We start from the raw sequence: 22,173 nt of genomic DNA on the forward strand, positions 1-22,173 counted from the left end.
AAAGAAGGGCTGACCCTGCGTCATCATTGCCTTGCGGGGGCGATATGGCAGTCTGTTGCCTTGGGCAGCGGGGGAGGTGCGCATGTCGCGGGTCCGGTTGATGCTGGGGCATCGGTCCATTCTGATGATGATCGCGGTGGTGGTGCTGGGCATCGCCCTTGTGCTGGGCGCGGGGGGCGGCTGGCTGTGGGCGCTGGCGGTTCTGGGTATCCCGTTGCAGATGCTGAACGAATACGGGCTGCACCGGTTCATCTTTCATCTGCCGCCGCCACGCGCACAATGGGCGTTCGATCTGCTCTATCGCGCGCATTATGGCCATCACGATTTCCCGACCAACACCCGGCTGATCTTCGCGCCCGAATTCGTGGTGATCCCGGTGCTGGCGATCAACTTTGCCCTGGTCTGGGCGGTGCTGGCACTGGTCGGCTTTGACAGGCCCTTTGGGGGTGCTGCGGCGCTGGTGATGGTCGGTGGCGCGGCGACGTTTCTGGCCTATGAATGGTTTCATACCACCGCGCATGTGCCCTGCACCAAGACGGCTGTCGAACGCCATGTCGCCACGCTGCACAACCAGCACCATTTCCGCGACTTTACCAAATGGTTCCATGTGACGGCGGGCGGTGAGGTGATCGACCGCGTGATGGGCACCGCGATCGACCGCGAGGCGCTGAAATCGGCGCAGCGGGTCGAGTTCATCCGCACCTTGGGGATGCGCCCCGACGATCCGCGCCTGATCGCGGCGCGGCAGCGGTTCGCGGCTTTTTACGGGCTGAGCGCCGATGAGATCGCGCGGGCGGCGCGGGGTTAGCGCAGGCGAACGCTGGCACTGGCCGACCGGCCAAGCGCGTCGATCACGGTCAGCGCCAGAAAGCCCTTGGCGGGAACGGCGATTTCGGCCTCGGGGCGGGGTTGGGACAGGGCGGCGGGCGCACCGTTGGCCAGCACCGTAAAGGGCGCGCGACCGCCCCGGATCTTGACGATCAGGCGGCCCAGGGGGGCCTCGATCTCGGCGCCGTCGGGGGGGAAGGCCAGTTCGGGGGCGTCGGCGGCGGTGTCGGACAGCGCGGCACCCGGTGGGCGAAAGCGTTGCAGGCGTGGCGGCAGGGCGGCTGTGGCAAGGGTCAGCGTGGCGGCGGGGGGCGGCGGCAGCGGCGCGCTACGGCTGGCTGCACCGTCGAACAGGTCGAACAGCACCGGCGCGGCCAGATCGCCGCCAAAGGCCCCCGGCACCGGCGTGCCATCGGCCCGACCCAGCCAGACCCCGGCCACCAGCCGGCCGTCATAGCCCATCGCCAGGGCGTCGCGGTTGCCGTAGCTGGTGCCGGTTTTCCAGGCGATGCGGCCGATGGTTCCGCCCGCGGGGGGAACCACGCCGGACAGGATGTTGCCGACTTGCCAGGCCGCGACCTGGCCGAACATCCGCCCTTTGCCCAGCCCCCCCGCGCCGGGCAGGGGCGACAGCGTGACCACCTGCCCACCCTGCGCCAGGCCTGCATAGGCCGTGGTCAGCTGCTCAAGCGTCATCCCGGCGCCGCCAAGCGCCACCGCCAGCCCCGCCCGCCCGCCGCCCGGCAGGCGCGGACGCGCCCCGGCGCGGGCCAGCGTGTCGATCAGCCGGGCCGGGCCAAGCGCCTCGGTCAGCCGCACGACCGGGATGTTGAGCGATGCTTGCAGCGCCGCCCGGATCGTCACCGTGCCGCGAAACGCCCGGTCGAAGTTCTGCGGGGCATAGGTGCCAAAGGCGACCGGCGTGTCCTCGATCAGGGTCTCGGGATGGGCCAGGCCGTCGTCGAACGCCAAGGCATAGACGAACGGTTTCAGCGTCGATCCGGGCGAGCGCACCGCCTGCGTCAGGTCCAGGAAACCGGCGCGGGCGTCATCGGTCCATTCGGCCCCGCCGACGCTGGCCAGCACCTCACCCGTGCGGTGGTCGGCCAGCAGGATCGCGGCGCTGACCCGCGCGGTCTGGCCGGTGACGGCGCGGGCGGCCAGCCGTTCGGCCAGCCGTTGCAGCGCCGGGTCGATGGTGGTGGCGATGCGCGGGGCCATTGGATCGGCGGTATGCAGGCGCGCGGTCAGATGCGGGGCCAGCGCCGGAAAGGGGCGGCGGGCGCGGGGCAGGGCCTCGGCCTGGGCGGCGCGGGCGCTGTCGGCATCCAGCACGCCCGTGGCAAGGGCGCGGTCCAGCACCCGGCCCCGCGCGGCGCGCGCCGCATCGGGGGCACGGTCCGGGCGACGGGCGGCTGGGCTTTGCGGGATCGCGACCAGCAGCGCGGCCTGCGCGGGGGTCAGGCGGCGAGGCTCCTTGCCGAACCACGACAGGCTGGCGGCGCGCACCCCTTCAAGGTTGCCGCCATAGGGCGCGAGGCGCAGATACAGGTCCAGGATCTGCTCCTTGCTCAGCCGCCGCTCCAGCGCCAGGGCGACGCGCATCTGGCGCAGCTTGCCTGACCATTGGCCGGTCGGCCCTTCCTCAAGCAGGCGGGCGGTCTGCATGGTCAGGGTCGACCCGCCCGACACCAGTCGGCCGTGACGCAGGGCCTGCCCGGCGGCGCGCAGCAGCGCGAGCGGGTCAATGCCGTGATGGATGTGGAAGCGCCGATCCTCATGCGCCAGCAGCATGGCGATGAAGGTCGCATCGACCGGGCCGGGGTCCAGCCGCCAGCGGCCATCGGCCACCGGAAAGGCGCGCAACAGGCTGCCATCGCGGGCGACCACCTCGGCCCCGGTGGCGACGATCAGCGGCGGCAGGTCGGTCGCCGCCACCCAATCGTCGAACCGGTCGCGCAGACCGCCGATCAGCGCCAGCGACAGCGCCCCCGCGATCAGCCAGCGGGCGCGCATCTAGTCGGCCACCACCACCCGCCCGCTGTCGGTCCAGGCGCGCCAATCGGGGCGATACATGTCCTGCACGGTGGCGGCGGCGTGGTGGAAGCTGCCGGGCGTGATCGCGCGCAGCCCATAGGCCAGCCGGAAGGGCGCGCCATCCGTCCAGTCCAGCGCGGTCAGGAAGCGGTCCTGCCGGAACTGCGAGAAGGCGACCTGATCGGTGGTGTTGAGCCATGCCAGATCGGCGGTGTCGCCGCTGGCCAGCAGATGCGGGTTGTCGATCTCGAACCCGGCGGGCAGGGGGGCGTCGACCATCAGCCGCCCGCCGGTGCCGGTGCCGCCGTGCGGCGTAACCTCGATCACCGCGACCATGCGGGTGCCGGTGGCGACCTGGGTGGCGTCGATCGGCTGGCCATCGGGGGTGAAATACAACCGGGTGATCGTATAGCCCTTGCCGCCCGCGGGTTCGGGGGCCTGCGGCACGCCGGTCAGGGTCAGCGTTACTGCCTCATCCCGGTTGGTGGCGTTCGACAGCACCACCGGCTGCGCCGCGCCCTGCGGGGTCACGTCGCGCACCAGACGACCGGTCAGGGGCTGGCCGTTCAGCGTAAAACCCGCCGTGCCCGGCTGATCCAGCGCCGCGCCCGCCGCCAGCAGCGACCACATCGCCTCTTGCGGGGATAGCGGCTGGCCCGACAGGCTTGCCGCCAGCGACGCCCCCAGCCCCGCATCATCCGCGACCGAGGAACCCGCCGCAATCGCCAGGGCCAGCACCCCGGCGCGGTCGCGCAGATGAGTGCCGTAATCGGCGCGGAAAAGCTGCGGCTCGTCGCTACCCACCGGGGCCAGCATCCCGGCAGCGCGCCGGAACAGCGCATCGGCGCGGGTCTGATCGCCGTAATGGGCCAGGGCCGCGCCCAGTTGCGCCACCGCCAGCGGGTTGCCGAAATCGCCCGCCTTCACATCGGCGTAATAGCGCAGATCGCCCACCGCCGCCGCGCCCTCGCGCGCAAGGACCATTAGTTGATACGCCAGGGCGCTGCCCGCCTCGGGGGTCGAGGCGTCGAAATCGGCGGCGTAGTTCACCTGGTTCTTCAGGTTGTTCAGCGCCTGACGCAGGGCCGGTTCGGGAACCGCGTGGCCCGCCGACTTGGCGCGCGACAGGAAGTCGGTGACATAGGCATCCAGCCAGCCGTCACCGGAACCCGGCTCCCACAGACCGAAGGCACCGTTGCTGTCTTGCCGAGTCAGCACCTTGGCGATGGCCTGGTCGATCCGCTCGCCCGCCTGTTCGGTGCCGGGCAGATCGCCGCCCTGGGTTTCGAACGCCAACAGCGGGATCGCCTGCGAGGTGACCTGTTCGGTGCAGCCATAGGGATAGCTGGCCAGCCCGGCCATGATCGCCGCGCTGTCCAGCCGCGCCATCGCGCCGATGCTGAGCAGCGCCCGGCCACTGCCCGGCACCATGCCCGACAAGAGGTCGGCATCCAGCGTCAGGCTTTGCCCGGCCGCCAAGGTCAGGCGGCTTTGCCGGGTCACTTCGGGATCCATCGACTGCACCGGAATCGCCAGATGGCGTGTCAGCGCCTTGCCATCGGGCGTGGTCAGCGTCACGTCGATCCCAGCCAGCCCGTCGTGATCGGGCGCGGTGATCGGCAGCGACAGCCGGGCGCTGCCCTTGTCGGCCAGATCGACGCTGGCGGGCAGATCGCCCAAGGCAATGCCTTGCCCGGTCGCCGCCAGTTGCATCTGGCCGGACGGGCCGCTGGCATGGGTCAGCTCCAGCAGCACCCGTGCCTGGTCGCCGGGCGCAAGGAAGCGCGGCGCACTGGCCGTGACCACGACGGGATCGCGCACCAGCACATCGCCCGAGGCCTGGCCGACGCCCTGATCGGACCAGACCACCGCCATCACGCGCACCGTGCCGTTGAAGGCCGGCAGCGGCACATCGACGGTTGCGGTGCCATCGGCTGCAAGGGTGATCGGGCCGGAAAAGAACGACATCAGTTCTTCGGTCGGCGGCGGGGCTTGCAGGTTCAGCGCGTTTTGCGCATCGCCCCCGGCGCGCAGCGCGCCCATCTGGCCCGACTGCCCGTCGATCAGCCGCCCGTACAGGTCGCGCAACGCGACGCCCAGGCGACGCTGGCCAAAGTAATGGCCCTGCGGATCGGGCGCGGTAAAGCGCGTCAGGTTCAGGATGCCCAGATCGACGGCGGCGATGGTGGCATGGGTCTGGCCCTGCGCGCCGCTGACGCGCAAGGTGACGGGCAGGGTGCCGCGCGGGTCGGCCTCGGCGGGCATGTCCAGCACCGCTGCCAGCTTGCGATCACCCGGATCGACCGGCGCATAGGCCAGCCCAAGCGCCCGCACCGGCGCGCGACTGGCGGAGGTGGCCACCGGGCGGATGGCGCTGGCGGTCACATAGACGCCCGCGCCCCAAGCCTCGGTCACAGGCAGATCAACGGTATTGGCCCCGGCCTTGACCGGCACCATTTTCAGATCGACGACCCGGTTCGACAGGACCGAGACCAGCGCGATGCCATCGGCAGGGGCCTCGATCCGGGCCTGGGCGGTGTCGCCCGCGCGATAGGCGGGACGGTCCAGCGACACGCCCATGCGGTCGGGCGTCTGCATCGCGCCCGAAGCGGTATACCAGCCCGCGTCAAACCCGATCGAGCTTGCACCGCCGCCATCGGCCGTCACCACCACCTCATACCGGCCCCAATCGACCGGGTGGTCAATGCGCGCGGGCGCGTCGGCGCCGACCTGCACGGTTCCGGTGGCGATCTGGCTGCGGCGGGTGATCGGCTCATACTGCCAACTGCCGTCCAGCGCATACCATTGGTAATCGGTCTCGACCCGGTTGATGACCCAGGTTGCAGTGGTGTCCCTGGGCTGTCCGTCGGGGCCGACGGCGATGATCTGGAACCCGGCGGGCTGCCCCTCGGCAACGGCGCCACCCTCGAACAAGGGTTTGATGCCGATCACGGTGCGTTCGGGCATCAGCAACCGTTCGACCTGCCGTTCCACCGGCCGACCCGAGCCTTCGCGCACCGCGACGGTCAGCCGCGCGGTCAGCGGACGGTCGCCGTCCGGGCCGGTTTCGGGCAGCGTCAGCGGCAGCGACAGGCGACCCTGATCGTCGGTCACGGCGGCGGGCAGAACCTCGGTCACCGGGTCGAACCGCGCATCCAGCAGCCCGAAGCTGTAGCCATCAAAGCCCGGCAGCGCCGAGGCGGGGGATAGCCGCACTTCGCCCTCGACCGGCAGGTTGGCGGCGGGCGCGCCGAACAGGTAGCGCGCATCCAGCGACATCACCGGCGTGGTGCCATGCGCCAGCGGGCCTTCGGGCAGGACCGGCGTGAAATCCAGCCGTTCGGGCAGGAAATCCTCGACCAGGACGCGGGTGCTGGCCAAGGCCGGGGCCTTGGGGTCGGCCAGCACATCCAGCCGCCAGGTGCCACGCGGCGCGGTGGCGGGGATCGCAAAGGCTGTCACATGGCCGCCGCTACCGGCTTCGGGCGCGGGCTGGCGGGCGAACTCGACCCCATCGGGGCGGGTCAGCACGGCGGTCAGCGGCAGGCCGGTAATGGCGCGGGCCTCGGGGGTGCGGGCCAGGATCGTGGCGTTGATCAGCTCACCCGCGCGATAGGCGCCGCGATCGGTGGTCAGGAACACATCGACCGGCGGCGCGGGGGGCAGGCCCTCGACGCCACGGTCGGACAGGTCGAATTCGGGGTCGGTCAGCGGCAGGAAGGCGAAATCCTGATCGTCGCCGGTCGTGACCTGCACGGCAGCCGGGGCCGCACCGCCGGTGCCGGTGGTCAGCGCGGCATCGAAACGCGCCACGCCCTGATCGTCGGCGCGGACCTGCCCCAGCACGTCATTGGCACGCGACAGCAGCGTGACCTCGGCCCCCGGCAGCGCCGCGGCATCCGACAGCGCGCGGGCCACCACCGTCAGCCCATCCGCCCCGCCCAGCGAGGTGATGCCGATGTCCGAGACCACGAACCACTGCGTCGCGGGAAGCACCTGATCGGCATCCTTCATCGGCACGCTGGCCTGAAGCGCATAGATCCCCGGACCCAGCGGGCCGGTTACCTCTTGCACGGGCAGGCGGGTCGTGACGTCGGTATTGACCTGCATCGGCACCTCGGCGGTGCCGGTCCAGACCACCTGACCCATCTGATCGCCGACATATTCCGCCGACCAGCCGTCCATCGGGCGGCCCAGAAAGCCTTCGCGCAGGCTGCGGATCAGGTTGCGGTCGCCGACGCGGATCAGCTCCAGGTTCAGCCGGTCGGTGTTGACGCTGACCACCGGAAGCCCGGCATCGGCGCTGCGCGGAAGGACATAGGCGCGCCCCTCGAACCGGACCTGCGGGGCGCGGTCGCGGATATACTGGTTCGCCTCGACATCGGCGCGCAACACCTGCCCCTCACCCGAGGGGAGGCCCTGACGAAAGGTGACAGTCACCCGCTCACCATGGTTCAGGCCGCCGACGCACAGCCGGTCGTTCGCGGCCTGCACCGACAGCCCGCTGCGCGGCAACGCGACGAAAGGCGCGTAATCCACACCGGATTCGGCCAGATTTTCAGAAAATACGGCGCAGATTTTCGGGTCGGTGCCATCGGCATCGACAATCTGGTCGATGATGCGAAAGCCGTATTTGGCCTCGGCCTGATCGCGCAGGGCGATCAGATCGTCGCGGCCGTGCAGATCGGCAGCCAGCCGCAGCGCCTGCAACGCGCGGCGGGTCTGGCCCTGCTCCTCACGCGCGGTGGCGAACTGGGCCAAGGCCTCGGCGGCGGTCGGGTCGCCCTGCGCGCGCAGATAGCCGTTCAACGCCGCAAGCGCGGACTGATCCAGCATGGTGCTGCGCCCCTGGGACGTGACCATCAGCGCCAGCCGGGCATATTCCAGCCATTGATCGGCGGAATCGGTAATCGACAACGCCGCCCCGGTCAGCCGCAGCGCGGTATCGGGGTCGCCACTGTCGCGCGCTGTCGCGGCCATGTCGATCATGTCCTGCGCCGACAGATCGCCCGATCCGGCCAGATGATTGCGCCCCAGACCCTGCGCCTGCGCCAGTGCAGCCGCCAAGTCCGAGGGCGTCGCAATCTCGCGCAGTGCCGCTGCACGCGCCGCAGCCTGCGCGATGACGGCCGGCTCGGCGGTCATCACCACGGCAGAATAGGCGCCCTGAAAAGGCGCCGCTTCACCCGGATCGGATTTTGGGAAACAGGCGTTGCTGCGTGCGTTGAAGGTCAGCGCCTGACAGTCGGGATTGGCCAGGCAAGCGGCTTCGCATTGCTGCATGGTGACGTCAAAGACCTGCGCCAGATCACCCCCCGGCATGTCCGTATTTTCCATGATGACCAGACGCTTGGCCGGAATCAGCAGGTTGTCCTGGGCGATGGCCGGGCTGGCCAGCAGGGCGATCAGGGCGGCGAAAATCAGGCGCATCGGAAGCCTCATGGATTGGCGATTGCGAAGCCTCTCATGCCCGCCGGATTCGGGCAAGCGACTGTTTTGTGAACGCTTTAACGGAAGATTCAGGGTTGCTGGTCCAGTCTGGCCGAGGCGGCGAATCGGGCAATGCAACGGGGGCGCGAATGTGAACATTACTGAAAAACTGGCGGCCGAACGGCGGGCGCGGCTGGCGGCGGAACGGCGGCTGGATACGGTGCAGGCCGAACTGGCGGCGGCGCGCGAACGGATCGCCAGCCAGGCCCGCGCGCTGACGGACAAGATCGCCGAACAGCGCCACGGGCTTGAGGCCGCGCGCGCCCAGGCCGATGCGCTGAAGGGTGAGCGTCACCGCGTTCTGGCCGATCTCGAGCGCGCCAATGCCGCCGTCCAGATCGCGCAGCGGCGGCTGTGGAACGCGCTGGAAACCATTCGCGACGGCTTTGCCGTCTATGATTCCGACCTGCGGCTGGTGGCCGCAAACCGTTCCTATGTCGCGTTTTTCGCGCCTGCCTTCGCGATCACGCGCGGCATGACCTATGAGGCGATGATCCGGCAGACGGTCGAGCTTGGCCTTCTGGATCAGGATCGCATCGCCGGGGCCGATTGGATCGCCCTGATGATGGCCCGCGTGCGTCGGCCGCGCCCTGAAACGCTGGTGGTGCCGATCGCCGGGGGGCGCAGCCTGCGGGTGATCGACCGCTGGGGCGACGGCGGCGATCTGGTCTGCTATGCCTCGGACATCACCGCCACCATCCAGCGCGAGGCAGAGCTGGACGAAGCCCGTCGCCGGGCCGAGGGCGCGAGCCGCGCCAAATCCGCCTTCCTGGCGAATATGAGCCATGAAATCCGCACTCCGATGAACGGCATCGTCGGCATGGCTGAACTGCTGTGCGACAGCGCGCTGACCGACGATCAACGCCTGTGTGCCGAGACGATCCGATCCTCGGGCGATGCGATGCTGGCACTGATCAACGACATCCTGGACATGTCCAAGGCCGAGGCCGACCGGCTGCGTCTATACCCCGAACCGATCAGCCTGCATGCCTGCCTGGCCGAAGTGATGACCCTGTTGCAGGGATCGGTGCGCGACAAGGGGCTGGCGCTGCTGCTGGATGTCGATGGGTCGGTGCCCGACGGGATCATCGCCGACCCGCTGCGGCTGCGCCAGATCCTGACCAATCTTCTGGGCAACGCGGTCAAGTTCACCGCATCGGGCCATGTCGTCCTGCGCGCCGCAGCCAGCCCTGCCAGCGGTGGGCTTTGGCAGGTCGATCTTTCGGTCGAAGACAGCGGTATCGGCATCGCGCCCGAACATCAGGCGATGATCTTTGGTGAGTTCGATCAGGTCGAGAATGAAACCAGCCGTCAGTATCAGGGCACCGGTCTGGGCCTGGCCATCGTCAATCAACTGGCGCGGTTGATGGGCGCGCAGGTCACTGTCGACAGCGCGCCGGGGCAGGGGGCGTGTTTCCACCTTGGCCTGCGCGTTGCGCTGGCACCCGATGCGCCGCCGCCCCCGCCGCCGTTACCCCCCGGCGATCTGACGCGGGTGTTGCTGGTATCGGATCATCCCGTCCGCGCGCCCGTTGTGGCGCGGATGCTGCGCGGCTGGGGGCTGGCGGTCGCGTGCTGCCCCGCTGCCGATCACGCTGTGGTGCGGCTGTCGCGTCCCGCCGCGCCACGCAAAGACGCGGCGCAGGATCCGCCGGGCTTTGACCTGATCATTGCCGATCACATGCCGCGAGACGGCGATGCGCCGGGCCTCGTCGGTCGGCTGGCAGCCGTTGGCTGCCATGTGCCGGTCGTTCTGCTGACCGAATGCGGCGCTGCGGTGCGCGATAGCGCCGATGCCGCCGGCTTTGCCGCCATTCTTGATCTGCCGCTGCGATCTGATCTGCTGCGCGCCGTGCTGGGCGCGCTGCCGCCGCCCTGTCTGACAACACCGCAGCCCGAGCATCCCGCCGACGAGCTGCGGCCGATGCGCATCCTTGCAGCCGAGGATAACCGCACCAACCAGCTTGTCCTGCGCAAGATGCTTGAACCGATGGGCGTCGATCTGACCTTCGCGACGAACGGGCAAGAGGCGGTGACGCTGTGGCATGAAACCCGGCCCGACCTGATCTTCATGGACGTCTCGATGCCCATACTCGACGGGATCGAGGCCACGCGCCGCATTCGGCTGGCCGAAAGGCGGATCGGGGCGGATCCGGTGCCGATCATCGCGCTGACCGCCCATCCCAGCGATGAGATCGGCCCCGAACTGGCCGCGGCCGGTGCTGATGCGGTGCTGGCCAAGCCGTTTCGTCGTCACGACCTGACCCAGGCACTGAACCGCCACCTCCCGGCCGATGTGACGCCGCTGATCGACCCCGATCTGTTGCGCCCGCCGATGGCGGTTGGGGGCGCGGCATGATGAGCGGCTTTTTACAAGTGGCGCGCGACATGCAGCGCATGATCTGGCGCGGCGTCCGATGGCTTTCGCAGCTCGTGGCGGCCTGGCTTGCCTGCGCCATCGGGGGATGGGCGGTGTCGGGACGGACAGCAATACGTGCCCCGCGGTGGAATATCCGCGCGATCTGCCATCCGGCCCCTGTTCGCGGCGGCCGATCGACATTACCTTATCGCGATGAACACTTTGCCAACCAAGCAACAGATCCTCGACTGGATCGCCGAAAACCCGGGCGAGACAGCCAAACGCGACATCGCCAAAGCCTTTGGTATCAAGGGGGCGGCGCGGATCGACCTGAAGCGGATGCTGAAAGAGCTTCAGGCCGAGGGTCAGATCGCGCGCAAACGCGGCAACTTCCGCGATCCTGGCCGCCTGCCGCCAGTGACCGTGCTGCGGATGGGCGCGCCTGACGCGGCTGGCGACCAATTCGCCACGCCCCTGGAATGGGATGGCGAGGGCGCGGCCCCCCGCATCCTCTTCCGCCCGCGCGCCGCAGATCAACCCCTCGCCGAGGGAGACCGTTTCCTGGGTAAGCTGGTGCCGGTCACGGGCGAAGCTTGGCATTACGAGGCCCGCCTGATCCGCAAGATCGGTTTTGCGCCGCACAAGGTGGTCGGCATCTTCCGGCGCGGCCCCGAGGGCGGCCGGATCGTGCCGATCGACAAGGGCGCCGATACCGAATGGCGCGTGGCGGCGGGCGACACCCATGGCGCCCAGGATGGCGAGCTGGTCGAGGCCAAACAGATCGGCGGTCGGCGTATGGGCCTGCCGCAGGCGCGGATCACCGATGTGGTTGGCGATCCTTCGGCCCCCAAGGCGGTCAGCCTGATCGCCATTCACCAGCACGGGATTCCCGACGACTTTCCCGATGCGGTGATCGCCGAGGCCGATGCCGCCACCCCCCTCGGCCTTGGCGGGCGCGAGGATCTTCGCCATCTGCCATTTTGCACCATCGACCCGGCGGATGCGCGCGATCACGACGATGCCTGTTACGCCCATCCCGAGGGCGATGGCCATGTCGTCTGGGTCGCCATTGCCGATGTCGCGGCCTATGTGACGCCGGGCAGCGCGCTGGACCGCGAGGCCCGCATACGCGGCAATTCAACCTATTTCCCCGACCGCGTTGTGCCGATGCTGCCTGATCGTCTGTCGGGCGATCTGTGCAGCCTTCATGAAGGTGTCGACCGCCCGGTGATCGCCGTGCGGATGGTGCTGGATGCCCAGGGCCTTAAAACGTCGCATCGCTTCACCCGCGCGATGATCCGGTCGGTTGCCAGCCTGTCATATGACGAGGTGCAAGAGGCGCAGGACGGCCGCCCCTCGGACCGGACGGCCGCGATGATGGCGGATGTCATTGCGCCGCTTTATGCCGCTTATGAGGCCGCAAAGCTGGCGCGCCATGATCGGCAGCCGCTGGATCTGGACCTGCCCGAACGCAAGATCGAGCTGACCCCGGATGGCCGCGTGCAGTCGGTGCGCTTTCGAGACCGTTTCGATGCGCACAAGCTGATCGAAGAGTTCATGATCCTGGCCAATGTCGCGGCGGCCGAGGAGTTGGAACGTCTGAAGCGCCCGTTGCTGTATCGCGTGCACGAAGAACCGAGCCCGCTGAAACTGGACGCACTGCGCGAGGTCGCACAGGCCTCGGGCTTTGTGCTGGCCAAGGGCCAGGTGCTGAAGACCGCGCATCTGAACCGGCTGCTGGCCCAGGCCGAAGGCACGGACTTCGATGAGCTGATCAACGTCACCACCCTGCGGTCGATGACGCAGGCGTATTATTACCCTGAAAATTATGGCCATTTCGGCCTGGCGCTGCGGTCTTATGCACATTTCACCAGTCCGATCCGGCGCTATGCCGACCTGATCGTGCATCGCGCCCTGATTTCCGGGCATAGCTGGGGCAAGGATGGTTTGTCGGCCCAAGACGTTGAACAGCTTGAAGAAACCGCGCAACTGATATCTGACGCCGAGCGTCGCAGCATGGCGGCTGAACGCGACACGACCGACCGCTATCTGGCGGCCTATCTGTCGGATCGCGTGGGGCAAGAGTTCACGGGCCGGATCAGCGGCGTCCAGCGGTTCGGCGCCTTCGTCAAGCTGGACCAGACCGGCGCCGACGGCCTGATCCCGATCCGCGACATCGGGCGCGAGTATTTCCTGTTCGACAAGGACGCACAGACGCTGATGGGGTCGGACAGTGGATTGACCATCGGCATCGGGCAGCGCGTGACGGTGCGCCTGGCCGAGGCGATCCCGGTAACCGGCGGCCTGATGCTTGAGCTGCTTGAGGTCGATGGCGCCAGCTTGCCCGCGGCCACCCCGGGCAAAAAGGGCGCGCGCGGTCGACGCATTGGCGCGGCCAAGGCGCGCGGCGCAGCCGTGTCGCGCAAGGTCAAGCGAACGCGGCGCGTCTGAGCGATCGCTGAAGGGAAAGGGTGATGTGCGCCCGTGGCGACCCCGCGCCCTGATGGTCACGGTTTCTGCGTTGGCGACGTAATCCGGCGACGGTGAAGCCGCCTGAAACGGGGCTATGGCGCGTATGACAATGGGGCGCGCTGCGGTTTTCGCTTGCATGCCAGGCAGTCGACACTGCGCGCGGGCTGTGCCGCGACACGTCGCCGACGAAAACAGCGTCGTCGCGGCCGATCTGCGAGGTTGCGGACAGGCCCAGGCTTTGCGGCTTGCGCACTCTGGTTGATCAGCGGATCACCGAAGTCGGCATGGCCGATGACGACTGACCCGATGGATGCGCCGACACCCCAGCCCATAGCCGCGACCTGGCAAAGGGATGCTTGCCCCGCATGGGGGTGCACAACATGGCCGCGCCGCATGGCATCAGGCGGCCGCTTATCCGGTTGGCTACACTGCCGCCTTGCGGCTTTCGTCAAGGTAGATTTCCCGAAGCCGTGCCGCGACCGGCCCGGCGCTGCCGCTGCCGACTGGCGCGCCATCGATCGCCACCACCGGCAGCACAAAGGCCGATGCCGAGGTCACGAAGGCCTCATCCGCCGCCTTCGCTTCATCGACGGTGAAGCTGCGCTCCTCGACCTCGAACTGCGCCTCGCGCGCAAAGCGCAGCACGGCCGCGCGGGTGATGCCGTGCAGGATGTCGTTCGACAGCGCGCGGGTCACGATCTTCTTGCCCGTCACGATATAGGCGTTGTTGCTGGTGCCTTCGGTCACCAGCCCGTCCTGAACGAACCAGGCGTCGTCAGCCCCCGCCGCCTTGGCCGCCATCTTGCCCATCGACGGATACAGCAGTTGCACCGTCTTGATGTCACGCCGCGCCCAGCGAAGGTCATCCAGCGTAATGACCTTCAGCCCGCTGCGCGCCTGCGGATTATCGGCGAGGCCGGGTTTCGATTGCGTAAACAAAACAACGGTCGGCGCGGTTTCTTTCGACGGAAAGGCAAAATCGCGATCGCCGGGGTTGCCGCGCGTCACCTGAAGGTAAACCAGACCGTCGGTGATGGCGTTGCGCGACACCATCTCGCGGTGGATCGCCAGCCAATCGTCATCGCTGTGCGGGTTAACCATGTCCAGCTCGCGCAGCGACCGATCCAGCCTGCGGCAATGGCCGGCGAAATCGATCAACTTGCCGCCCAGCACGCTGGTCACCTCATACACGGCGTCGGACATCAGAAAGCCCCGGTCGAACACCGACACCTTGGCCTGGTCTTCGGGAAGATAATCGCCATTGACGTAAACGGTGCGGGTCATCGGGGTCTCCTTCGGTTGCCCGCGCTTGATCGCGCCGATGGCGGATGCCGTCAAGTCACGGCTTGTTTTTGCGCGCGCAATATTCCAGCTTGCTGCAAGTGCGAAACGTAATTTTCTAACCCCGAGGTGCCGATGTCCTTCCGTGTGCAGCCGCAAGCCCCCGCCCGCCCCAACCGCTGCCAGCTTTTCGGGCCTGGCTCGCGCCCGGCGCTGTTTGCCAAGATGGCGGGAAGCGCGGCGGACGTGGTGAACTTGGATCTGGAGGATTCGGTCGCCCCTGACGACAAGGCGCAAGCCCGGCGCAACATCATCACCGCCAGCCACGAGATCGACTGGGGCAACAAATATCTTTCGGTCCGAATTAACGGTCTGGATACACCTTACTGGTATCGAGATGTCGTCGAACTGCTGGAGGAGGGTTCGGAACGCATTGACCAGATCATGATTCCCAAGGTCGGCTGCGCGGCGGATGTCTATGCGGTTGATGCGCTGGTTTCGGCCATCGAGGCGGCGAAAGGCCGGACGAAACGCATCAGCCTGGAGGTCATTATCGAGACCGCCGCCGGGATCGCCCATGTCGAGGAGATCGCGGCCTCAAGCCCGCGGTTGCAGGCGATGAGCCTGGGCGCGGCGGATTTCGCGGCCAGCATGGGGATGCAGACCACCGGGATCGGCGGGACGCAGGAAAACTATTACATGTGGCGTGAGGGGCAGAAATACTGGTCTGACCCCTGGCATTGGGCGCAGACGGCGATCGTCGCGGCCTGCCGGACGCATGGCATCCTGCCTGTCGACGGGCCGTTCGGGGATTTCAGCGACCCCGAGGGTTTCCGCGCCCAGGCGCTGCGGTCGGCAACGCTGGGCATGGTTGGGAAATGGGCGATCCACCCCTCGCAGGTGGCGCTGGCGAATGAGGTGTTCACCCCGTCCGAAAAGGCGGTGACCGAAGCGCGCGAGATTCTGGCCGCGATGGAGGAGGCCAAGAAATCCGGTGCCGGTGCGGCAGTCTACAAGGGGCGATTGGTCGACATCGCCTCGATCCGTCAGGCCGAGGTGATCGTCCGTCAGGCCGAGATGATCGGCGCGCATTAGGGGCTTGCCGGGCGGTGGCGCCTGCGACGCGCTGACGCCTGACTGGATGAGCATTGCGGGGGATTTGCGATAGTCGGGCGCGGGCGGTGCAGGTGACAGGCTGAGCACCGACAAGCTGGGTACTGACAAGGCTGGGCACCGACAAGCTGGGCACTGACAGGCTAGTCACCGAGATAGGCTGGTCACCGACGGGCTGGGCGCCGACAGGCCGGGCACTGACCGACGGAGGCGTGTCGGTGCGAGGTCGTGGGCGCTGATCCGGCCAGGATTGCGGCAAGGCCGTGAGTCGTCGGCTTTTGCATGATGGTAAAGCTGGCGATCCAGGGCGATTGCAAAGGCCGCCGCGCCGCGTCTGGCGCGCGTTACCGCAGCCTGGGCGCGGCGGGGTATCCGCGTCACGCAGGTAAGGGCACTCACAGGCGGCCGCTACGCCCTTGGCCGCCGAATGCTGTTGGAGCGCCTTGCAGCCCGTGTCAGCCATGGCGGTCAGCGGCGACCTGTGCCGCGCGGCGGGGGTCGGCAGCGGTTGCTGGTGGATGGGGTAGACCGGCTTGCCAAACCACCGCTGGACACTTCCGACCGGCGTGACGATGGTGCTGTCACGCGGCGCCCTTCCATCTTGCCGGGCTTGACGCAATCGCGGGTTGCGCGGCAGCGGGCGCGGATTGCCCGGTTGCTCACCATCTGGTGATTGCCGTGCGCGACGGACTGCGCGTGCCTGGGCGTTAGGCGATCCTCGAGCATTAAAGGGAACGCCGCACGACGCAGCACGACGATCACGACCTTGGCTTTCACCACGACCTTCCGCGCATGATCGGGCGGCGTGGTGTGGTCGGGCGGCTTGGGGGGCTGGGGCTGGCTGCGGCCTCGGGTGGGGTGGCGGCGGCGATGGATTGCGTCACCCTCCCGTGGTAGACGGCCGGGCCTTACCCCGCCGGTGGCAGCAACAGGCGCGCCGGGCAGACGGTCAATGCGCTGACCCAGGCCGGCGTGCTGCGCCAGGATCTGCGCCCGTCCTTTGCGGGAATGACGCCCGTGGCCGATGGGCTGGTGCTGGATCTTGACCTGACCTTGGTCGACGCCAAGGGCTGCACGCCTTTGGCCGGCCATGCGGTCTATCTGTGGTATTGCGACGCGATCGGGCAATATTCGCTGTATGACCTGCCCGAGGCCAATTTCCTGCGCGGCGTCGGCGTGGCGGATGACCAGGGCCATGTGCGCTTCACCACGATCTTTCCCGGCTGCTATGACGGCCGCTGGCCGCATCTGCATTTCGAGCTGTCCCGCAGGCCGAGGCGGCCGTCTCGGGTTAGGCCGCCCTCCTGAGCGCGCAGATCGCGCTGCCGCAGGCGGACTGTGCGGCGGATGCCCGCTATGCCAATGGCACCCGCAATCTGGGCCGCACCAGCCTGTCGCGCGACAAGGTGTTTGCCGACAACAACCCCCAGCAGCTGGCGCAGCAGATGCTGGCTTTGACCGGCGATCCGCAGCGCGGCTATCGGGGGCAGGTCACGATTCCGGTCGATCTGACGGCCGACCCGCGCGCGCCACGCGGCGGGCTGTGGCGTCGGCTGATGGGCGGCTAACGGGCAGGGCCGGGGGAGACCCCGGCCCGTCCTGTCTTTTAGGCCTGGTCGCGGCGGGCCATGAACTGATCGAACTCGGCCTTGTCCTTGGCCTGGCGCAGCTCATTCAGGAAGGCCACGAAATCGTCGCGCTCTTGTTCCAGACGACGCAGGGTCTCGGCGCGGTAGGCGTCGAAGGCGGCGTTGCCGGTCTCATGGCGGCGGAAGCTGTGGCGGTGGCGGTTGCAGGTCATGCGTTTGCTCCAGATCATATAGGCCAGCAGGGCAAGCCCCAGCGGCCAGACAAAGACAAAGGCCAGGATCATCGCGGCCAGCCAGGCACCGCGCCCGCGCGCGTCCAGCCAGTCGCGGGCGGTCGTGGCCCAGTGGCGCAGGTGGTCCCAGGGCGAATGCCGCAGGCGCGGCGGGTGGGCGGTGGTCAGGTCCATTGTTTCCCTCATGATGTGAATGTTAATCACATTTACATAGATGCGTGCCGCAAGCGGGTATTCAAGGGGGACGCGGATGATTTTTCGCGGGTCTCAGCGCGGAATCAGGCCCAGGCCGCGCAGATAGATCAGCGTGCCGGATTCCAGCATATCCTCGGCGGAAAAGGGCGCGCGGCTGCCGGGCTTGCCACGGGTGAACAATTCGACAATGCCGTGGCTCAGCGCCCAGATGTGGTTGGCGACCATCCCGGCGGGCGGGCGTTGGCCTGGGGGCAGATGCGAAAACAGTGCCTCGGCCCCACCGATCAGCGCGGCCTGCGCCCGGTCGGCGGCGGCGGCGAGCGCGGGATTGCCCGCAACGCTGAGGCCAGATTCAAACATCGCCATGTAATGACCGGGCTGTTGGCGGGCGAAATCCAGATAGGCGCGCCCCGCCGCCGAAAAAGCGGCAAGCGGCGACGGCTGGTTGGCCAAGGCCGCGGACAGCCGTTCGGTGAACAGATCAAAGCCCTGGCGGGCGACCTCCTCGATCAGATCCTCGCGGCCCTTGAAGTGACGATAGGGGGCGGCGGGCGAGACCCCGGCCTGCCGCGCGGCCTCGGCCAGGGTAAAGCCTGTCGGGCCTTTTTCGGCGATCAGATCCAGCGCCGCATCGACCAGCGCCTGCCGCAGATTGCCATGGTGATAGCCGCGACGGCCCGGATCCTGGCCGGAGTCATGGCCGGTAGCGTCCGGCACGCCTACCCGCCCTCGCCAAAATAGCTGGCGACCAGATCGGCCAAAGCCTGCGCCAGCTCGGCCGCCTGCGCGCCACTGGTGGTGACGGTGATGTCGGTGCCGCGCGCGGCGCCCAGCATCAGCAGCCCCATGATCGAATCGCCCGAAACCTCCATCCCGTCGCGTTCCACGCTGGCCTGCGCATCAAAGCGTTCAACTGTCTCCACGAACTTGGCCGAGGCCCGCGCATGCAGCCCCTTTTCATTCACGATGCGCAAAACCTGGGTGGTCACGATGCTGCCGCCTTTCCTGCCTGAACCGCCGATGCCTCGCTGCGGGGATCATAGCTGTTCATGTATTGATGCCCGGCCCGCAGCGCCGCCGCCACCGCATCGTCGATGGCCAGGGCGCGCGATTTCGCCAACTTGATCAGCAAGGGCAGGTTCGCACCATAGACAAAGCGGCGGTTTTCAAAGGCGCAGGCCGAGGCGCACAGGTTCGACGGCGAGCCGCCGAAGATGTCGCTGACCACCACCACCCCGTCGCCCTGATCGACCGAGACGGCGGCCTCGACGATCTCGCGCGACTTGGCGGCGCGGTCGTCCTCGGCGCCGACGGCGATGGTCGCCATGTTCGGCTGCGCGCCGACCACATGTTCGACCGCCGCCCGATATTCCCGCGCCAACCCACCATGCGCGACAATCACGATTCCGATCACACCTGTTCCCCCAAGGTGGCACCCGCGCCGGACGCGGGGGCTGCCGATTCCGCGCTGGATGCAGCCCCTGATGCTGCACCCGATGCTGCACTGCGGCGTTCCAGTTCGCGGTGTCTTATTGACACCGGCCATCCCGCCTGCGCAAGCGCCGCTGCCATCTTTTCCGCAACGGCAACAGACCGGTGCTGGCCGCCGGTGCAGCCAAAACCGATCGACAGATGCGCTTTGCCTTCATCCAGATGGGCGGGCAGGGTGAAGGTGATCAGGTCAAGCACCTTGCCGAACCAGGTGTCAAAGCGCGGATCGGCCTGAACATGTGCGACTACGGCCGGGTCGCGGCCATCCAGCGGGCGCAGCGCGGGCACCCAATGCGGATTGTCCAGAAACCGCACGTCGAACATCAGATCAACCCCGCGCGGCACCCCGCGCTTATAGGAAAAGGACTGCACCGACACCGCCATGCGCTGCCCCGCCCCGGCGGAAAACCAATGCGCGATTTCGGCCTTCAGGTCGTGGACGGTCAGGCCGCTGGTGTCGATCAGCACGTCGGCGCGCACCCGGATCGGGGCCAGAAGGTCGATCTCGGCCTCGATCGCCTGCACCGGCGTGTCGCCCATCGGATGTCGGCGGCGGGTCTCGGAAAAGCGGCGAATCAGCTCGGTCACGCTGCAATCCAGATACAGCAGTTCCAGATCCACCATCGGATCGCGGGTCAGCCGGTCGATGGCCTCGATCAGGGCGGTGGCCGAAAACTCGCGGTTGCGCACGTCGATGCCCAGGGCAACGGGGTGGGTCAGCACCGGCCCGTCCAGCAGCCGCGGGATCAGCGACAGAGGCAGGTTGTCGATCGCCTCATAGCCCAGATCCTCAAGCGCGTGGATGGCCGTCGACCGCCCGGCACCGGAGGGACCGGTGACCAGAACGACCTTTTGAACCGGCTTTTCTGCGTCACTCACCCCGCGCGCCCTGCCTTTAGAACCTGTATCAGACCGCTGTCAAAATGGGACGCATCCACCCGCCAGACAAGCGGAATCGCAAGGCCGTGAAGGGTGATGTGCCGGCAGGGGGGCAGTCGCTCGACCTCGGGTTGTGTCAGGTCGACGGCCAGCACCACCGGGGCGGATGGCAGCGCAGCGGCGCGCAGGATGCCGATGCCGCGCGCCTCGATCAGGCCACGGGTGGCGTCGGGGGCGCTGGCCCACAGCGTGTTGCCCCGCCGGTCCAGCACCGTGCGATCATCCGCCACCAGCCGCGCGCCCAGTGCCATCAGCCGCAGCGCCAGTGCCGATTTGCCAGATCCCGACGGCCCCAGGATCAGCAGGCCGCGCCCGTCCCAGGCAACCGTCGTGGCGTGAACCGTGGGCTGCGTCATGACCGTGATTTGATCGCCTTGGGCGACATTCCGCAAGTCGGACCAAGGTGATAGCGCAAACCCCGGCTTGGTTGCGCTAACCCCGGCCCGCATCCCCTTTCGTCATGAAAAAGAGATGTTATAGGCTGACCCATGCAGCGATGCTGCACTGCCGCGCGACCGCGCATCCCAACCCCGCCGGGAGAACGAACATGACCACCGCACGCGTCAACCCCAAACAGCGTCTTGAGGACCAGGGCATCACCGGCCTGGGCAAGGTCCATTACAACCTGATCGAACCGGCGCTGGTGCAGGCGGCCCTTGCGGCGGGCGAGGGGACGCTGGGCAAGGGCGGTGCCTTTTACTGCACCACCGGCAAGCACACCGGCCGGTCGCCCAAGGACAAGTTCGTGGTCCGCACCCCCGAGGTCGAGGACACGATCTGGTGGGACAACAACAAGCCGATGGACCCGGCTGCCTTTGATCGGCTGCACGCCGACATGCTGGCCCATATGAAGGGCAAGGATTACTACGTTCAGGATCTGTTCGGCGGCGCCGATCCCGAGAACCGGCTGGATGTGCGGGTCGTGACGGAACTGGCCTGGCACGGGTTGTTCATCCGCCACATGCTGCGCCGCCCCAAGGCCGAGGAACTGGCGACATTCGTGCCGGAATACACGATCATCAACTGCCCCAGCTTCAAGGCCGATCCCGAACGGCATGGCTGCCGGTCGGAAACGGTGATCGCGCTGAACCTGACCAAGAAGCTGATCCTGATCGCCAACACCGCCTATGCCGGTGAGAACAAGAAATCGGTGTTCACGCTGCTGAACTATATCCTGCCGGGCAAGGGCATCATGGCGATGCATTGCAGCGCCAACCACGCCATCGGCAACCCCGATGACAGCGCGGTGTTCTTTGGCCTGTCGGGCACCGGCAAGACCACGCTGTCGGCCGATGCCAGCCGCACGCTGATCGGTGATGACGAACATGGCTGGTCCGACAAGGGCATCTTCAACTTTGAAGGCGGCTGCTACGCCAAGACCATCAACCTGTCGGCCACGGCGGAACCGGAAATCTATGCGACCACCTCGAAGTTCGGGACGGTGGTGGAAAACATGGTGTTCGATCCCGACACGCTGGAACTGGATTTCGCCGATTCCAGCCTGACCGAGAACACCCGCTGCGCCTATCCGCTGGACTATATCTCGAACGCGTCGGAAACCTCGCTGGGCGGGAATCCGGGCAATGTGGTGATGCTGACCTGCGATGCTTACGGCGTGCTGCCGCCGATCGCGCGGCTGACCCCGGCACAGGCGATGTATCACTTCCTGTCGGGCTTCACCGCCAAGACCCCGGGCACCGAGGTCGGCGTGACCGAGCCGATCCCGACCTTCTCGACCTGTTTCGGCGCGCCCTTCATGCCGCGCCGCCCCGAGGTCTATGGCAAGCTGTTGCAGGAAAAGATCGCCCAGCACGGCGCGACCTGCTGGCTGGTGAACACCGGCTGGTCGGGCGGCGCTTACGGCACCGGCAAGCGGATGCCGATCAAGGCCACCCGCGCGCTGCTGCACGCCGCGCTGGATGGATCGCTGAACAAGGTCACCTTCCGCAAGGATCCGAACTTCGGGTTTGAGGTTCCGGTCGAGGTTCCGGGCGTCGACACCACCCTGCTGAACCCGCGCGACACCTGGGCCGACAAGGCCGCCTATGACGCGCAGGCGCAGAAGCTGGTCAAGATGTTCGCCGACAACTTTGCCCAGTATCTGCCCTTCGTCGATCAGGACGTGAAAACCGCCGCCATCGGCTAA

The 22,173-nt window shown here is 67.6% G+C and carries 16 protein-coding genes; 7 read left to right on the plus strand and 9 right to left on the minus strand.

The annotated features are described in order from the left end of the window. Positions 1-82: 82 nt before the first annotated feature. Positions 83-808: a sterol desaturase family protein gene (locus tag ACEYYA_RS12700; protein WP_374801207.1), complete on the plus strand. Its 726-nt coding sequence runs from the start codon at positions 83-85 to the stop codon at positions 806-808. On the opposite strand, the gene pbpC is transcribed toward ACEYYA_RS12700, so the two are convergent. Both pbpC and ACEYYA_RS12710 read right to left on the minus strand, forming a co-directional pair. Then, on the minus strand, positions 805-2,844 hold the full coding sequence (gene pbpC, locus ACEYYA_RS12705; protein WP_374801209.1) for a penicillin-binding protein 1C: 2,040 nt from the start codon (positions 2,842-2,844) through the stop codon (positions 805-807). The genes ACEYYA_RS12700 and pbpC overlap by 4 nt on opposite strands. Continuing rightward, positions 2,845-8,307 (minus strand): alpha-2-macroglobulin family protein, encoded by a 5,463-nt coding sequence (locus ACEYYA_RS12710; protein ID WP_374801211.1) that lies wholly within the window; start codon positions 8,305-8,307, stop codon positions 2,845-2,847. Positions 8,308-8,446: 139 nt separating this feature from the next. On the opposite strand from ACEYYA_RS12710, the gene ACEYYA_RS12715 reads away from it, so the two are divergent. Both ACEYYA_RS12715 and rnr read left to right on the plus strand, forming a co-directional pair. After that, positions 8,447-10,714: an ATP-binding protein gene (locus tag ACEYYA_RS12715; protein ID WP_374801213.1), complete on the plus strand. Its 2,268-nt coding sequence runs from the start codon at positions 8,447-8,449 to the stop codon at positions 10,712-10,714. A gap of 213 nt (positions 10,715-10,927) precedes the next feature. Next, a complete protein-coding gene (gene rnr, locus ACEYYA_RS12720) occupies positions 10,928-13,165 on the plus strand; it encodes a ribonuclease R (RefSeq protein ID WP_374801215.1) in 2,238 nt (745 codons plus the stop codon). Positions 13,166-13,609: 444 nt separating this feature from the next. Here the strand turns inward: rnr and ACEYYA_RS12725 are convergent, their stop codons facing one another. Next, on the minus strand, positions 13,610-14,470 hold the full coding sequence (locus ACEYYA_RS12725) for a D-amino-acid transaminase (RefSeq protein ID WP_374801217.1): 861 nt from the start codon (positions 14,468-14,470) through the stop codon (positions 13,610-13,612). 132 nt (positions 14,471-14,602) lie between these two features. On the opposite strand from ACEYYA_RS12725, the gene ACEYYA_RS12730 reads away from it, so the two are divergent. From ACEYYA_RS12730 to ACEYYA_RS12740, 3 genes are all read left to right on the plus strand, one after another. After that, positions 14,603-15,562, plus strand: coding sequence for an L-malyl-CoA/beta-methylmalyl-CoA lyase (locus tag ACEYYA_RS12730; protein WP_374801219.1), 960 nt, complete (start codon positions 14,603-14,605; stop codon positions 15,560-15,562). Between the two features lie 990 nt (positions 15,563-16,552). Next, positions 16,553-16,888: a dioxygenase family protein gene (locus tag ACEYYA_RS12735; protein WP_374801221.1), complete on the plus strand. Its 336-nt coding sequence runs from the start codon at positions 16,553-16,555 to the stop codon at positions 16,886-16,888. A gap of 98 nt (positions 16,889-16,986) precedes the next feature. Continuing rightward, complete coding sequence (locus ACEYYA_RS12740; protein WP_374801223.1) at positions 16,987-17,148, plus strand: hypothetical protein; 162 nt, start codon at positions 16,987-16,989, stop codon at positions 17,146-17,148. 38 nt (positions 17,149-17,186) lie between these two features. Here ACEYYA_RS12740 and ACEYYA_RS12745 read toward each other — a convergent pair whose 3' ends face one another. The 6 genes from ACEYYA_RS12745 to ACEYYA_RS12770 all read right to left on the minus strand — a co-directional run bounded on the left by ACEYYA_RS12745 (position 17,187) and on the right by ACEYYA_RS12770 (position 20,383). Next, positions 17,187-17,576, minus strand: a complete 390-nt coding sequence (locus ACEYYA_RS12745; protein ID WP_374801225.1) for a DUF2852 domain-containing protein — start codon at positions 17,574-17,576, stop codon at positions 17,187-17,189. 93 nt (positions 17,577-17,669) lie between these two features. Beyond that, positions 17,670-18,314, minus strand: coding sequence for a TetR/AcrR family transcriptional regulator (locus tag ACEYYA_RS12750; protein ID WP_374801227.1), 645 nt, complete (start codon positions 18,312-18,314; stop codon positions 17,670-17,672). A gap of 2 nt (positions 18,315-18,316) precedes the next feature. Then, positions 18,317-18,586, minus strand: a complete 270-nt coding sequence (locus ACEYYA_RS12755; RefSeq protein WP_374801229.1) for an HPr family phosphocarrier protein — start codon at positions 18,584-18,586, stop codon at positions 18,317-18,319. Further along, entirely contained in the window at positions 18,583-19,011 is a 429-nt protein-coding gene (locus ACEYYA_RS12760) for a PTS sugar transporter subunit IIA (RefSeq protein WP_374801231.1), read from the minus strand. Before ACEYYA_RS12760 ends, ACEYYA_RS12755 begins: the two co-directional genes overlap by 4 nt. Then, positions 19,008-19,967 carry an RNase adapter RapZ gene (gene rapZ / locus ACEYYA_RS12765; protein WP_374801233.1) on the minus strand — a complete coding sequence of 320 codons (960 nt, stop codon included), beginning with the start codon at positions 19,965-19,967 and terminating at the stop codon, positions 19,008-19,010. The genes ACEYYA_RS12760 and rapZ overlap by 4 nt, the downstream gene beginning before the upstream one ends. Then, positions 19,964-20,383 (minus strand): HPr kinase/phosphorylase, encoded by a 420-nt coding sequence (locus ACEYYA_RS12770; RefSeq protein WP_374801235.1) that lies wholly within the window; start codon positions 20,381-20,383, stop codon positions 19,964-19,966. Before ACEYYA_RS12770 ends, rapZ begins: the two co-directional genes overlap by 4 nt. A gap of 191 nt (positions 20,384-20,574) precedes the next feature. Between ACEYYA_RS12770 and ACEYYA_RS12775 the strand changes: the two genes are divergently transcribed. Next, complete coding sequence (locus ACEYYA_RS12775; RefSeq protein WP_374801237.1) at positions 20,575-22,173, plus strand: phosphoenolpyruvate carboxykinase; 1,599 nt, start codon at positions 20,575-20,577, stop codon at positions 22,171-22,173.

It is taken from the genome of Paracoccus zhouxuedongae, assembly GCF_041927815.1.
Taxonomy (GTDB): Bacteria; Pseudomonadota; Alphaproteobacteria; order Rhodobacterales; family Rhodobacteraceae; genus Paracoccus.

Coding starts and splice junctions, on each gene's coding strand:
- ACEYYA_RS12710 (WP_374801211.1), bottom strand. CDS start 8,307: ATGAGGCTTCCGATGCGCCTGATTTTCGCCGCCCTGATCGCCCTGCTG.
- ACEYYA_RS12725 (WP_374801217.1), bottom strand. CDS start 14,470: ATGACCCGCACCGTTTACGTCAATGGCGATTATCTTCCCGAAGACCAG.
- ACEYYA_RS12775 (WP_374801237.1), top strand. CDS start 20,575: ATGACCACCGCACGCGTCAACCCCAAACAGCGTCTTGAGGACCAGGGC.
- ACEYYA_RS12730 (WP_374801219.1), top strand. CDS start 14,603: ATGTCCTTCCGTGTGCAGCCGCAAGCCCCCGCCCGCCCCAACCGCTGC.
- pbpC (WP_374801209.1), bottom strand. CDS start 2,844: ATGCGCGCCCGCTGGCTGATCGCGGGGGCGCTGTCGCTGGCGCTGATC.
- ACEYYA_RS12745 (WP_374801225.1), bottom strand. CDS start 17,576: ATGGACCTGACCACCGCCCACCCGCCGCGCCTGCGGCATTCGCCCTGG.
- ACEYYA_RS12700 (WP_374801207.1), top strand. CDS start 83: ATGTCGCGGGTCCGGTTGATGCTGGGGCATCGGTCCATTCTGATGATG.
- rnr (WP_374801215.1), top strand. CDS start 10,928: ATGAACACTTTGCCAACCAAGCAACAGATCCTCGACTGGATCGCCGAA.
- ACEYYA_RS12770 (WP_374801235.1), bottom strand. CDS start 20,383: ATGACGCAGCCCACGGTTCACGCCACGACGGTTGCCTGGGACGGGCGC.